This is a genomic window from Streptomyces sp. SS1-1 (assembly GCF_008973465.1).
Lineage (GTDB): Bacteria > Actinomycetota > Actinomycetes > Streptomycetales > Streptomycetaceae > Streptomyces.
In genome coordinates this window covers 6270579-6284519 of sequence record NZ_WBXN01000004.1, presented here as the reverse complement: position 1 = coordinate 6284519, position 13941 = coordinate 6270579, and the positions used below count along the sequence as shown (strand labels likewise).

Here is a 13941-nt window from a genome sequence, read left to right as displayed (position 1 = left end):
CTGACTGCACGTGAGGCTGCCGTGGCCGAGAACCGCCCCCGGGGTGGCGCGGTACGTGTCGGCCGAATGGCGATCGTGTGACAGCGGTGGTCATGGACACACCGGATGCACAGGGGGTGAATAGGCTCCCGACAGACTTCGGTCCCCTACGACTTGGAGCTTTCGTGCACCGCAGAATCCTCGCGCCGGGTGCCCTGGCGGCCGCCTCCCTGATGCTGGTGATCCCGGCCTCGGCGGCGAGCCACGCCCCCGGCGCCCCGGGCATCGGCGACCCCTACTACCCGGACTACGGCAACGGCGGATACGACGTCTCCCACTACGACCTCCGGCTGACGTACCAGCCGGCCACGGACGAGCTGGAGGGCACCGCGACCCTGCTCGCGCGGACCACGCGGGACCTGTCCCGGCTGAACCTGGACTTCCTGCTGGACGTCGGGGAGGTCCGCGTCAACGGCGCGAAGGCGGCGTTCGCCACCTCCGGGGAGCACGAGCTGGAGATCACGCCCAGGAAGCCGCTGGACAAGGGCACGGACCTCACGATCGTCGTGCGCTACCGGGGCGTGCCGTCCACGAAGCAGGCGTACGGCTTCACCAGCTGGCACCGCACCCCGGACGGCGGGGTCGCCGCGAACGAGCCCGAGGCCGCCTGGTGGTGGTTCCCCAGCAACGACCACCCGCTGGACAAGGCGACCTACGACGTCTCCGTGCAGGTCCCGGACGGCACCCAGGCCATCTCCAACGGCACGCTGCAGTCGACGAGTTCGCGGCTGGGCTGGACGCGCTACAACTGGCGGTCCGACAAGCCGCAGGCGACGTATCTCGCCACGCTCGCGCTCGGCCGGTTCGACGTGACGACGGGGACCAGCGACAGCGGCATCCCGATCGTCAACGCGTACAGCAAGGACCTGGGCCCGAACTACGGCGCCGCGCGGGCCAGCGTCGAGCGGACCGGTGAGATCGCCGACTGGCTCGGCGAGTTCTTCGGGCCGTACCCGTTCGGCGCGCTCGGCGGCTATGTGCCGAACACCGGCACCGGGTACGCGCTGGAGACGCAGACCCGGCCGTTCTACAGCCCCCGGCAGTTCGCGAACGGGTCGAACACCAGCGTGGTCGTCCATGAGCTGGCCCACCAGTGGTACGGCGACTCGGTGTCCGTGAAGGGCTGGAAGGACATCTGGATCAACGAGGGCTTCGCGCGGTACGCGCAGTAGCTGTGGTCGGAGCACGAGGGCGAGGGGACGGCGCGGGAACTCGCCGCCTACACGTACGCCTCACGCCCTGCCGACGACCCGTTCTGGACGGTCCGGCCCGGTGACCCGGGCCCCGAGAACCAGTTCCACGCCGCGGTGTACGACCGGGGCGCGCTGGCCCTGCAGGCGCTGCGGGACGCGATCGGGGACAACGCGTTCTTCGCGATCCTCAAGGGCTGGACGGCGAAGTACGCCTACGGCAACGCGTCGGTGGCGGACTTCCGCCGGTACGCGGAGGAAGTGTCCGGGCAGCCGCTCGCGGCCCTGTTCGACACCTGGCTGTACCAGCCGTCGAAGCCGTCCGCGTCGGTGGCGCGGGCCGCGTCGGTCGCCTCGGCGACGGCGGTCCCGGAGCGGCCGAAGTCCTGGAAGAAGATCGCCGCGACGAACGGCGTGCACGAGCACTGAGCGCCGCCCGCGCCGGGATGCGCGTCCGCCGCCGGGGCCCGTGGGGCTCCGGCGGCGGACGTGTGCCGGCCGTGACGGGCTCAGCGGGCGGAGCCGGCTTCGGCTCCCTCGCGGCCCGGGGTGTTCTCGTCCCGGTCGACGGCCGCGTTCTCGCCGCCCCCGGCCGTGTCGTCCACGGCGGTGCGCAGCGGGATCTCCCGGATGAAGACGATGGCGATCAGCGCGACCAGGGCGATGGGCGCGGCGATGAGGAAGATGTCGCCGGTGGCGTGCCCGTAGGCGTCCTTGACGACGGCCGCCAGCGGCGCCGGGAGCGTGTGGATGTCGGGCAGGGAGCCGTCGCCGGAGGCCTGGATGCCGAGTGCCGCGATGCCCGACGCGGTGTAGGTGCCGACCTTGGAGGCGAGGACGGCGCCGAGGGCGGACACGCCGACCGCGCCGCCCAGCGTCCGGAAGAAGGCGACGACGGAGCTGGCGGCGCCGAGTTCGTGCAGCGGGACGGTGTTCTGCACGGCGAGCACGAGGTTCTGCATCGTCATGCCGACACCGCAGCCGATGAAGAACATGTACACGCCCAGCAGGCCGTACGCGGTGTCCGCGCGCGCGGTGCCCATGAGGGCGAGCCCGACGATGAGGAGGACGCCGCCGACGACCAGGTAGCGCTTCCACTTCCCGGACTTCGTGATGACGCGGCCGATCACGGTGGACGAGACGACCAGGCCGATGATCATGGGCAGGGTCATCACGCCGGCCATGGTGGGCGAGTCGCCGCGGGCGATCTGGAAGTACTGGCTGAGGAACACGGTGCCGCCGAACATGGCGGTGCCGACGGCGAGGCTCGCGACGACCGACAGGGTCAGCGTCGGGTTGCGGAAGAAGTGCATGGGGATGATCGGTTCCGTGGCGCGCAGCTCCACGAACACGAAGACCACGGCCAGCACGACGGCCCCGAGCACCATGGCGACGGTCGAGCCGGACCACCAGGCGAACGAGTCGCCGGCGAGGGAGACCCAGATCAGCAGCAGGGAGACCGAGGCGGCCACGAGGGTGGCGCCGAGGTAGTCGACCTTGACGTCCCGGGTGATCAGCGGGAGCCGCAGGGTGCGCTGGAGCACGATGAGCGCGGCGACCGCGAAGGGCACGCCGACGTAGAAGCACCAGCGCCAGCCCAGCCAGGACGTGTCCACGATGACACCGCCGAGGAGCGGGCCGCCGATGGTGCCGACCGCCATGACCGCGCCGAGGTAGCCGTTGTACCGGCCGCGCTCGCGGGGCGGGATGATCGTCGCGAGGATGACCTGGGCCAGGGCGGTCAGACCGCCCGCGCCGAGCCCCTGGACGACACGGAACGCGATGAGCGTGCCCGTGTTCTGCGAGAGGCCGGCCGCCGCGGAACCGACGATGAAGATCAGCAGGGAGAGCTGGACGAGCAGCTTCTTGCTGGTGAGGTCGGCGAGCTTGCCCCAGATGGGGGTGGAGACGGTGGTGGCCAGGAGGGTGCTGGTGACCACCCAGGTGTAGGCGGACTGGCTGCCGTGGAGGTCGCTGATGATGCGGGGCAGGGCGTTGGAGACGACCGTGCTCGACAGGATGGCGACGAACAGGCCGAGCAGGAGGCCGGAGAGCGCCTCCATGATCTGCCGGTGTGTCATGGGAGCGCCGTCGGTTCTCGCCGCGGTGCTCTCTGTGCTTTCTTGCTGTGCCACGTGAAGGTTCCCCTGGATGACGGGTCGGGTCCGTCCAGCGCGGTGCGGGACGGTGGTGGTGCTGTGCGGGACGGCGGCGGTGCTGTGCCGGACGGTGGTGGATCAGGCCGAGGCCGGGACGGTGGTGGGTTTCAGGCCGAGGCCGGCTGTGCGGGGTCCGGCTCCCGGTCGGGCACCTCGGCGCCGTGCAGACGGCGGGCGAGACCGCCGCGCAGGCGGTCGAGCAGCGTGGTGAGGTCCGCCAGTTCCCGCGCTGTCCAGTCCTCGGTGGCCTCGGCGATCAGATCGGTGTGGATGTCGACGAGCCGGTCCACCTCGGCGTGCCCCCGCGGGGTGACGCCGATGAGGCTGGAGCGGCGGTCCTCGGGGTTGGCCCGGCGTGAGACGAGACCCTGCTGCTCCAGCTGGGCCACCTTCCGGCTCACCACGGAGAGGTCGCAGTCCAGGTGCTCGGCCAGTTCGGACGGCCGGATCTCGCCGGTGCGGGCCAGCGCGGCCAGGACGACGACGGCACTGCGGGATCCCTGCGGAAGCCGGCGCCCCAGCTGCCGCCGGATGACGGCGATCGCGGTGAGCTGCTTCAGCACATGGGCGATGGCCGCCTCGTGCCGCTCTTCTCTCATCGCTCCCCGCCCACTCGGATCGGCGCCGGTGCCGGCGGAGCCGTGCCCGGCACACTTGATTGCCCGGAGCAACTATATAGCCATCCGAACGGAGTTGCGAGACCGCGGGGTGGGTGGACCGGCCGTCAGAGGGCCGCGGCGCGCCGGCGCAGCTCGTCCAGGCCGATCGCCGTCGTCTGTGTGGCGGGCACCGTGCAGGCGTGGGCTCCGGCGATCGTGCCGAACAGGGCGCTGCGCCGCGGTGTCTCGCGGTTGAGCCAGGCGTGCAGGAACGCGGCGGCGAACGCGTCGCCCGCGCCGTTGGAGTCGACGACCGGAGCGGGCGGCGGCACGGCGGGCAGGTGCGTCAGCTCGTCGTCGGCGAGGACGTACGCGCCCTTGTCCCCGGCGGTGGCGACGACGACCTCGGCCCTCCCCCGGCCGGCGATCCGGCGCAGGGTGCGCTCCGGGTCGCGCAGCGCGGTCGCGGAGAGGAACACCACGTCGGCGGTGTACGCGAACGGCTCGTGGTAAGGGTTCTCCCCGTCCCAGTCGTGCAGGTCGGTGGAGAGCGTGACGCCGGTCTCGCGCAGGACGGGCAGGGCTTCGGCGCAGGGCTGGGTGAGGGACACGTGCGCGTGGCGGCTCGCTTCGGCGAGGGCGCGCAGCGTGTCCTCGGGGAACCGGTCGCCGGGGTGCGTCCGGCTCGTGTCGTACAGGGAGAGCCGCCGGCCGTCCGGGCCGACGAGGTTGACGGCGCGCTTGGTGCCGGCGGGCTGCGGGACGGCGGTGAGCGGGATGCCCTGGTCGCGGTGGAGGGCGCGCACGAGGTCGCCCTCGGGGTCGTCGCCGAGGAAGTCGAGGTGGTGCGTGCGCAGGCCGAGGGCGGTCAGGGCGACGGCCACGAAGTCCCCGGTCTGGCCGGCCCGGGTCCGGATGCCGCTGTCGATCATGTAGCTGTCGGCGTACGGAAGCGGCAGCTCCGGCACCCGCACGACGGTGTCGACACCGGCCCCGCCGAGCACGAGCACGTCGATGGGGCGGCCGGCGGCGGCGGTGACGTCGCCCGCAACGTTCGTGATCTCCGACATGACGCCACCGTAGCGGCCGCCACCGACAGTGACTCCTACTTCTCGGCGAGATCCGCCTGGGACGCGGTGACGCGGCGCCGGACCGCGAACCAGCCGGCGACCAGCGCCGCCGCGATGAGCGGGACGAGGAGGAGTGTCTTGCGGCCGACCTCGGGGTCGTTGGCCATCAGGCCGAGGCAGGCCAGCAGGAACGCGATCGTGGCGATCTCGGTGACCGGGCTGCCGGGGAGCCGGAAGCCCGGGCGGCTCAGCAGGCCCGCGCGGGCCCGGCGGACGAAGACCAGGTGGCAGACCATGATGATCACCCAGGTGGAGATGATGCCCAGGGACGCCACGTTGAGCACGATCTCGAACGCCTTGCTCGGCACCAGGTAGTTCAGGCCGACGCCGAGCACACAGACGGCACAGGTCAGCAGGATGCCGCCGTAGGGGACCTGGCTGCGGTTCATGCGGGCGGTGAACTTCGGGGCCGAGCCCGCCGTCGCCATGGAGCGCAGGATGCGGCCCGTGGAGTACAGGCCCGAGTTGAGCGAGGACATCGCCGCCGTCAGGACGACGAGGTTCATCACGTCGCCCGCCGCCGGGACGCCGATCTTCGACAGCACGGTGACGAAGGGGCTCTCGTCGCCCGAGTACACCGAGCCGGGCAGCAGGAGCGCGAGCAGGAGCACGGAGCCGCAGTAGAACAGTCCGACCCGCCACATGATCGAGTTCACCGCGCGCGGGACGACCTTCTCGGGTTCCGCCGTCTCGCCCGCGGCGACGCCGACCAGCTCCAGGGCGGCGTACGCGAAGATCACGCCCTGCATCACCAGGACGACGGGCATCGCCCCGTGCGGGAGGAGGCCGCCGTTGTCGGTGATCACGCTCAGACCCGGGGTGGTGCCGCCGACCTCGTGCCGGGTGGCGAGCAGGAAGACGCCGATGAGCATGAAGCCGACGAGGGTGGCGACCTTGACGATCGCGAACCAGAACTCCATCTCGCCGAAGATCTTCACCGAGATCAGGTTCACGGCCAGTACGACCGCCAGGGCGGCCAGGGCGAGCAGCCACTGCGGGATGTCGGTGAACAGGCTCCAGTAGTGCGTGTACAGCGCGATCGCGGTGATGTCGGCGATCCCGGTCGTCGACCAGTTCAGGAAGTACATCCAGCCGGCGACATAGGCGCCCTTCTCGCCCAGGAACTCGCGCGCGTACGACACGAAGGAGCCGGACGAGGGGCGGTACAGGACGAGTTCCCCGAGGGCGCGGACCACGAAGAAGGCGAAGACACCGCAGACGAGGTAGGCGAGGGCGAGTGCGGGACCCGCGCTGTGCAGGCGTCCGCCCGCGCCGAGGAAGAGGCCGGTGCCGATGGCCCCGCCGATGGCGATCATGTTGACGTGGCGGGCCTTGAGGTCCTTGCTGTAACCGGCGTCGCCCGCGTCCGCGGGCGTCTGGACCGCGGGTTCGGGGGTCGCGGCCACTGCCGTGTTCACGGCGTCCTTGCTCACGGGAGGATCCACTCTCTGGTGCGCCCGAGCAGACCTCACCCGGGTTCCGGACGTACGAGCGGCCCGTGCACCGGGGGCGGGCGCGGACCGAGGTGGCGCCTTCCCGTTCGCGAACCGATCACACGGTGGCGTATGTCACAGAGCGTGACCCCAGGTCTGTGCGGCCCCACACCACCCACACCACCCACACCGCCGACGCCGTCCGGTGTGTCGCGGGAGGTGTCACAGCATTGGTGCGACAGCGATACTGCTGCGCATGACGACCGGCACCGGGGAGACGACCCTCACGATCGACGAGCTGGCCGCGCGGGCGGGGACGACGGTCCGCACGGTGCGGTTCTACGGCACCAAGGGCCTGCTGCCGCCCCCCGTGCTCGGCCCGCGCCGGGTGGGGCACTACGGGCGCGAGCATCTGGCCCGGCTGGCGCTCATCGAGGAGCTGCAGCACCAGGGCATGACGCTGGCGGCCATCGAGCGGTACCTCCAGCAGCTCCCGCCGGATCTGGACGCGCACGACCTCGCGGTGCACCGGGCCGTCGTCGCCTCCTGGGCGCCGGAGAGCGTGGAGACGGTCCCGCGCGCCGAGCTGGAGCGGCGGGCGGGGCGGGCGCTGGACGACGGCGACGTGGCGCGGCTGGCCGCGATGGGGGTGGTCGCGGACGGCGACGACGGCACCTACCGCGTCGACCTGGGGCTGCTGCGGCTCGGTGTGCGGCTGCTGGACGTGCCGCTGTCCCCCGAGGCGATCCTCGCCTCGCGCACGGTCCTCATCGAGCACGCGCGCGAGGCGGCGCGCGAGCTGTCGCGCCTCTTCCGCCAGGAGGTCGAGGAACGGGCGGCCCAGGACGTGAAGTCGCTGTCGGCGTCGATGCAGCCGCTGGTGGTGCAGGCGCTGCTGACGGCGTTCCAGCGGTCGCTGCGCGAGGAGCTGCGGGAGTGGCTGGGCGGCGACGCGGGAGCGGGCAGCGGCGGGACGGCGGACGGGGAGGCCCCGGCGGACGGCGCCTCCTGACCGGTCCGGGTCCCCGGGCGTCGAGCCCGGGGACCCGGTGCCACCGGGTGACGCGTCACCGGCCGTCGGTGAACGTCTCCCCCTTCTCCGCCTTCTCCACCAGCAGCGCCGGCGGCGTGAACCGCTCGCCGTACGCCGCCGCCAGCTCGCGCGCGCGGGCCGTGAAGCCGGCCACGCCGCCCTCGTAGCCGTTGATGTACTGGAGCACGCCGCCCGTCCAGCCGGGGAAGCCGATGCCCAGGATGGAGCCGATGTTGGCGTCGGCGACGGACGTCAGGACGCCCTCCTCCAGCAGCCGCACGGTGTCCAGCGCCTCGGAGAACAGCATGCGTTCCTGCATGTCCCGGAACGGGATCTCCGCGCCCTCACGGGTGAAGTGCTCGCGCAGGCCCGGCCACAGACCGGCCCGCCTGCCGTCCTCGCCGTACTCGTAGAAGCCGGCGCCGCCGCTGCGGCCGGGGCGGTCGAACTCGTCGACCATGCGGTCGATGACGGCCTCGGCGGGGTGCGGCGTCCAGGTGCCGCCCGCCTCCTCGACGGCCCGCTTGGACTCGTTGCGGATCTTGCGCGGGAGCGTCAGCGTCAGCTCGTCCATCAGGGACAGGACCTTGGCCGGGTAGCCGGCCTGGGCGGCGGCCTGCTCGACGGAGGCCGGCTCGATGCCCTCGCCGACCATGGCCACGCCCTCGTTGATGAACTGGCCGATGACCCGGGAGGTGAAGAAGCCGCGGGAGTCGTTGACGACGATCGGCGTCTTGTTGATCTGCCGGACCAGGTCGAAGGCACGCGCCAGCGCCTCCTCCCCCGTCCGCTCGCCCTTGATGATCTCGACGAGCGGCATCTTGTCGACCGGCGAGAAGAAGTGCAGCCCGATGAAGTCGGCCTGGCGCTCCACGCCCTCGGCGAGAGCGGTGATCGGCAGCGTCGAGGTGTTGGAGCACAGCAGCGCGTCCGGCTCGACGATGTTCTGGACCTCCTGGAACACCTTGTGCTTGAGCTCGGGGTTCTCGAAGACGGCCTCGATGACCGCGTCGCAGCCGGCCACGTCCTGCGGGTCGGCCGCCGGGGTGATGCGGGCGAGCAGCGCGTCGGCCTTCTCCCGCGTCGTACGGCCCCGGGAGACCGCCTTGGCGCAGAGCGTCTCGGAGTAGCCCTTGCCCTTGAGGGCGGCTTCCAGCGTCACGTCCTTCAGGACGACCTCGATGCCGGCGCGGGCGCAGGAGTAGGCGATGCCCGCGCCCATCATCCCGGCGCCGAGGACGGCGACCTTGCGGACCTTGCGGGGCTCGACGCCCTTGGGCCGGTTGGCGCCGGAGTTGACGGCCTGGAGGTCGAAGAAGAACGCCTGGATCATGTTCTTGGAGGTCTGGCCGGCGGCCAGTTCCACGAAGTAGCGCGCCTCGATGACCTGCGCGGTCTCGAAGTCGACCTGGGCGCCCTCGACGGCCGCCGCGAGGATGTTGCGGGGCGCCGGGTAGGGCGCGCCGCCGGTCTGCTTGCGCAGGTTGGCGGGGAAGGCGGGCAGGTTCGCGGCGAACTTGGGGTTCGCGGGGGTGCCGCCGGGGATGCGGTAGCCGGGCCGGTCCCAGGGCTGCTGGGACTCGGGGTGGGCGTCGATGTAGGCGCGGGCCTTGGCGAGCAGTTCCTCGCGGGTGCCGGCCACGTCGTCGACGAGGCCGTTCTCCAGGGCGCGCTGCGGGCTGTACTGGGTGCCCTGGAGGAGGACCTTCAGCAGGGCGTCGGCGATGCCGAGCATGCGGACGGTGCGGACGACGCCGCCTCCGCCGGGCAGCAGGCCGAGGGTGACCTCGGGACAGCCGACCTTGGAGCCGGGCGCGTCGAGTGCGATCCGGTGGTGGCAGGCGAGGGCGATCTCGTAGCCGCCGCCGAGGGCCGCGCCGTTGAGGGCGGCGACGACGGGCTTGCCGAGGGTCTCGATACGGCGGAGCTGGCGCTTGATGGCCATGCCGCCCTCGAAGAGCCGCTGCGCGGTCTCCGGGGTGACCTGGATGAGGTCGCGCAGGTCGCCGCCCGCGAAGAAGGTCTTCTTGGCGGAGGTGATGATGACACCGCGGATGGTGTCCTTCTCGGCCTCGAGGCGGTCCGTGATCACGGCGAGCGAGTCGCGGAACGCCTGGTTCATGGTGTTGGCCGACTGGTTCGGGTCGTCGAGGACGAGGGTGACGACGCCGTCGCGGTCCTGTTCCCAGCGGATGGTGGTGGATTCAGTGCTCATGTGGGAGTGCTCTCCGTGTGATCCGTCGTATCCGTCGGGAGGGGGTCAGATGCGCTCGACGATGGTGGCGATGCCCATGCCGCCGCCGACGCAGAGCGTGGCGAGGCCGTACCGCTTGTCCTGGCGTTCGAGTTCGTCCACGAGCGAGCCGAGGATCATGGCGCCGGTGGCGCCGAGCGGGTGGCCGAGGGCGATCGCGCCGCCGTTGACGTTGACCTTGTCGAGCGACAGGCCCATGTCCTTCACGAAGCGCAGGACGACCGCGGCGAACGCCTCGTTGATCTCGACGAGGTCGATGTCGTCGATGGTCAGGCCGGCCTTGGCGAGCGCCTTGCGGGTGGCGGGCGCCGGGCCGGTGAGCATGATGGTGGGCTCGGAGCCGGAGACGGCGGCGGAGACGATCCGCGCGCGCGGTGTGAGGCCGTAGCGGTCGCCGACCTCCTTGCTGCCGACGGCGACGAGGGAGGCGCCGTCCACGATGCCGGAGGAGTTGCCGGCGTGGTGGACGTGGTCGATCTTCTCGACCCAGTGGTACTTCTGCAGCGCGACGGCGTCGAAGCCGCCGAGGTCGCCGATGTCCGCGAAGGACGGCTTGAGGCCGCCGAGGGAGTCGGCGGTGGTGCCGGGGCGCATGTGCTCGTCGTGGTCGAGGACGACGAGGCCGTTGCGGTCCTTGACCGGGACGACGGACCGGTCGAAGCGGCCCTCCTTCCAGGCCGTGGCCGCGCGCTCCTGGGAGAGGGCGGCGTACTCGTCGACGTCGCGGCGGGTGAAGCCCTCGATGGTGGCGATGAGGTCGGCGCCGATGCCCTGGGGCACGAAGTTGACGTCGAGGTTGGTCATCGGGTCGTTGAACCAGGCGCCGCCGTCCGAGGCCATCGGCACCCGGGACATGGACTCGACGCCGCCCGCGAGGACCAGGTCCTCCCAGCCGGACCGGACCTTCATCGCGGCCAGGTTGACGGCTTCCAGGCCCGAGGCGCAGAAGCGGTTCTCCTGGACGCCCGCCACCGTGTCGGGCAGGCCGGCGGCGATCGCGGCGATCCGGGCGATGTCGGAGCCCTGGTCGCCGACCGGGCCGACGACGCCGAGCACGATGTCGTCGACGGCCGCCGGGTCCAGGCCGGGGAAGCGGTCGCGGATCTCGTGGATCAGGCCGACGACGAGGTCGATGGGCTTGGTGCCGTGCAGGGCGCCGTTCGCCTTGCCGCGGCCCCGGGGGGTGCGGATCGCGTCGTACACATACGCTTCGGTGCTCACAGGGAAGCCTTTCGGGGTGAGGGTCAGCCCAGCAGGGAACGGCCGATGATCTCCTTCATGATCTCGGTCGTCCCGCCGTAGATGGTCTGGATGCGGCCGTCCGTGAAGGCCCGTGCCACCGGGTGTTCGCTCATGTAGCCGTACCCGCCGTGCAGTTGCAGGCAGCGGTCGGCGACGCGCTTCTGGAGTTCGGTCGCCCACCACTTGGCCATCGAGGCGTGGACGGGGTCGAGCTCTCCGCGGTCGTGGTCCGCTATGCAGCGGTCCAGGAAGGTGCGGGTGACCGCGCACTCGGTGGCCATCTCGGCCACCTCGAAGCGGATGTGCTGCTTGGTCGCCAGGGGGCGGCCGAACGCCTCGCGCTCCTTGACGTACGCGGTGGTGATCTCCAGCAGGTGCTCGGCGGCGGCGATCGCGGCGACGGCGATGCTGAGGCGTTCCTGCGCGAGGTTCGTCATCAGGTGCACGAACGCGCCGTCGAGCTCGCCGAGCAGGTTCTCCTTGGGGACGCGCACGTCGTGGAAGAACAGCTCGGCGGTGTCCTGGGCCTTCTGGCCGATCTTGTCGAGGTTGCGGCCGCGTTCGAAGCCCTCCATGCCGCGTTCCACGACGAGCAGCGACAGCCCGCGCGCGCCGCCCTCCGGGGTGGTCTTCGCGACGACGATCACGAGGTCGGCGAGGAGGCCGTTGGAGATGAACGTCTTGGAGCCGTTGAGGACCCAGTGGTCGCCGCGGTCCTCGGCGTGGGTGCGGATGCCCTGGAGGTCGGAGCCGGCGCCGGGTTCGGTCATGGCGATGGCGGTGATGAGCGTGCCGTCGCAGAAGCCGGGCAGCCAGCGGCGCTTCTGCTCGTCGGTGGCGAGGCCGGTCAGATAGGGGCCGATGATGTCGTTGTGCAGGCCGAGGGCGAGGCCCGGGGTGCCGGCGCGGGTGAACTCCTCGGCGAGGACGGCGCTGTAGCGGAAGTCGGGGGTGCCGCCGCCCCCGTACTCCTCGGGCACGGCGAAGCCGAGCAGTCCCTGCTTGCCGGCGGCGCGCCAGGCGTCGCGGGAGACGATGCCGTCCTTCTCCCACTGCTCGTAGTGCGGCAGCACCTCCCTGGCGAGGAAGGCGCGCACGGTCTCCCGGAACGCGTCGTGCTCGGGGGCGAAGATCTGCCGCTTCATGCGAGGCCCTTCGTGGGGTCGGGGTGGGCGGACAGGCCGGGCACGTCCCAGTCGCGGGCCACGTCCGCGGTGCCGGCGCCGGGCCGCGCCGGTCCGCTGCGTACGGCGGTGGGGGTGGCCGAGAACCGGGGCGCCGGGGCCGGCTGGGTGAGGCCGCCGTGGTCGGTGAAGGTTCCGCGGGCGGCGAGGTGCGGGTCGTGCGGGGCCTCGCCGAGGCTCAGGACGGGGGCCACGCAGGCGTCGGTGCCGTCGAAGACGGCCGTCCACTCGTCGCGGGTACGGGTCCTGAAGCGGGCGGCGACGGCCTCGCGCAGCTCGCCCCAGCGGCCGATGTCCGTGCGGGCGCCGGTGTGTTCGGGCAGGCCGAGGAGGGTGACGAACTCGTCGTAGAAGCGCGGTTCGAGGGCGCCGACGGCCATGTACCGGCCGTCGGCGGTCTCGTAGGTGCCGTAGTAGGGGCAGCCGCCGTCGAGGAGGTTGGCGCCGCGCCGGTCCTGCCAGCCGCCGGCGGCGAGCATGCCGTGGATCATCGCGGAGAGGTGGGCGGTGCCGTCGACGATGGCGGCGTCGACGACCTGTCCCTCGCCGGTCGCGCGCGCGTGGTGCAGGGCGGCGAGGACCCCGACGACGAGGTAGAGGGAGCCGCCCGCGTAGTCGCCGAGCAGGTTGGCGGGGACGGCGGGGGGTTCGCCGGGGGCGCCGATCATGCCGAGGGTGCCGGTGCGGGCGATGTACGCGATGTCGTGGCCGGCGCGGTCGGCGAGCGGGCCATCCTGGCCCCAGCCGGTCATCCGGCCGTAGACCAGCCGGGGGTTGCGGGCGTGGCAGGCGTCCGGTCCGACGCCGAGGCGCTCGGCCACGCCGGGGCGGTAGCCCTCGACGAGGACGTCGGCGCGGGCGGCGAGGTCCAGGACCCGGTCGGCGCCGTCGGGGGTCTTGAGGTCGACGATCACCGAGCGCTTGTTGCGGTTGGTGACGTCGTACGCGGGGTCGATCCCGAGGGCCGGGCCGCCGGGCCGGTCGACGCGGACGACGTCGGCGCCCAGGTCGGCAAGGAGCATGGCGGCGAACGGGCCGGGCCCGATCCCGGCCAGTTCGACCACGCGCACGCCGGTGAGCGGGCCCTGTCCTGGCGTCGTCGCCATCCTGCCCCCAGGTATGTGACACAACTGCTGTAACACCAGCGATGCTAAGAAGGCGCGCCGGTGGACACAAGAGCAAGCGCTTAGGAAGTTACCCGCCGGAAGCCCCGGCGGCGAACCCGTCCGGCGGCCTCAGCGCCCGTCCAGCTCACCGATCAGCCGTTTCGGGGCGATGGCGCGATAGCTCTCCTCCACCCACTCGCACAGCAGGCCGGCCGCCGGCGCGCCCTCGGGCTCCAGCGGGATACGCACCCAGCCCGACCGGCCCAGTCCGTACCGGGCGGGCTCCGCGCCCGGGCAGGTCAGGGCGTGCGTGTGGACGGCCTCATCGGTCAGCTTCACGGTCACCGCCACGGGGTGACCGCTGTCGGGGGCGCCCAGGAAGACGAACACCTTCTTGTTGACCTTCGCGACGGTGTCCCCCCAGGGGAACTCCTCCGCCGCCCCCGGCAGACCGAGGGCGAACTCGCGCACTTTTTCCCACTTCTTCAGGGCAGTCCTGGGCACGGCCACCGCCTCACCTCCGGGCTCGTCGTCGGGCTTCGCGCACCTCACGCTAGCCTCGGCCACCGACA

Annotated in this window: 10 protein-coding genes and 1 pseudogene; 2 read left to right on the top strand and 9 right to left on the bottom strand. The window is 71.9% G+C overall.

Annotation, left to right across the window (positions count from 1 at the left end; translation table 11 throughout):
- The first annotated feature begins 164 nt into the window (after positions 1-164).
- Positions 165-1658: pseudogene (locus tag F8R89_RS29985) on the top strand (M1 family metallopeptidase).
- An 80-nt stretch (positions 1659-1738) separates the two neighbouring features.
- Here the strand turns inward: F8R89_RS29985 and F8R89_RS29980 are convergent.
- From F8R89_RS29980 to F8R89_RS29965, 4 genes are all read right to left on the bottom strand, one after another.
- Positions 1739-3310, bottom strand: a complete 1572-nt coding sequence (locus tag F8R89_RS29980; RefSeq protein ID WP_151786882.1) for an MDR family MFS transporter — start codon at positions 3308-3310, stop codon at positions 1739-1741.
- Positions 3311-3495: 185 nt separating this feature from the next.
- Positions 3496-3987: a MarR family winged helix-turn-helix transcriptional regulator gene (locus F8R89_RS29975; RefSeq protein ID WP_151786881.1), complete on the bottom strand. Its 492-nt coding sequence runs from the start codon at positions 3985-3987 to the stop codon at positions 3496-3498.
- 125 nt (positions 3988-4112) lie between these two features.
- A complete protein-coding gene (locus F8R89_RS29970; RefSeq protein ID WP_151786880.1) occupies positions 4113-5057 on the bottom strand; it encodes a PfkB family carbohydrate kinase in 945 nt (314 codons plus the stop codon).
- Positions 5058-5092: 35 nt separating this feature from the next.
- Complete coding sequence (locus F8R89_RS29965; protein ID WP_151786879.1) at positions 5093-6550, bottom strand: amino acid permease; 1458 nt, start codon at positions 6548-6550, stop codon at positions 5093-5095.
- Positions 6551-6806: 256 nt separating this feature from the next.
- Between F8R89_RS29965 and F8R89_RS29960 the strand changes: the two genes are divergently transcribed.
- A complete protein-coding gene (locus F8R89_RS29960; RefSeq protein ID WP_151786878.1) occupies positions 6807-7562 on the top strand; it encodes a MerR family transcriptional regulator in 756 nt (251 codons plus the stop codon).
- 55 nt (positions 7563-7617) lie between these two features.
- Here the strand turns inward: F8R89_RS29960 and F8R89_RS29955 are convergent, their stop codons facing one another.
- The 5 genes from F8R89_RS29955 to F8R89_RS29935 all read right to left on the bottom strand — a co-directional run bounded on the left by F8R89_RS29955 (position 7618) and on the right by F8R89_RS29935 (position 13879).
- Complete coding sequence (locus F8R89_RS29955) at positions 7618-9798, bottom strand: 3-hydroxyacyl-CoA dehydrogenase NAD-binding domain-containing protein (protein WP_151786877.1); 2181 nt, start codon at positions 9796-9798, stop codon at positions 7618-7620.
- Between the two features lie 45 nt (positions 9799-9843).
- Positions 9844-11058: an acetyl-CoA C-acetyltransferase gene (locus F8R89_RS29950; RefSeq protein WP_151786876.1), complete on the bottom strand. Its 1215-nt coding sequence runs from the start codon at positions 11056-11058 to the stop codon at positions 9844-9846.
- A 23-nt stretch (positions 11059-11081) separates the two neighbouring features.
- Positions 11082-12224, bottom strand: coding sequence for an acyl-CoA dehydrogenase family protein (locus F8R89_RS29945; RefSeq protein ID WP_151786875.1), 1143 nt, complete (start codon positions 12222-12224; stop codon positions 11082-11084).
- The gene (locus F8R89_RS29940; protein WP_151786874.1) at positions 12221-13369 is read right to left on the bottom strand and encodes a CaiB/BaiF CoA transferase family protein; all 1149 of its coding nucleotides are present in this window, start codon (positions 13367-13369) and stop codon (positions 12221-12223) included. The genes F8R89_RS29945 and F8R89_RS29940 overlap by 4 nt, the downstream gene beginning before the upstream one ends.
- Before the next feature lie 129 nt (positions 13370-13498).
- Positions 13499-13879: an MmcQ/YjbR family DNA-binding protein gene (locus F8R89_RS29935; protein WP_192806274.1), complete on the bottom strand. Its 381-nt coding sequence runs from the start codon at positions 13877-13879 to the stop codon at positions 13499-13501.
- Positions 13880-13941 lie beyond the last annotated feature (62 nt).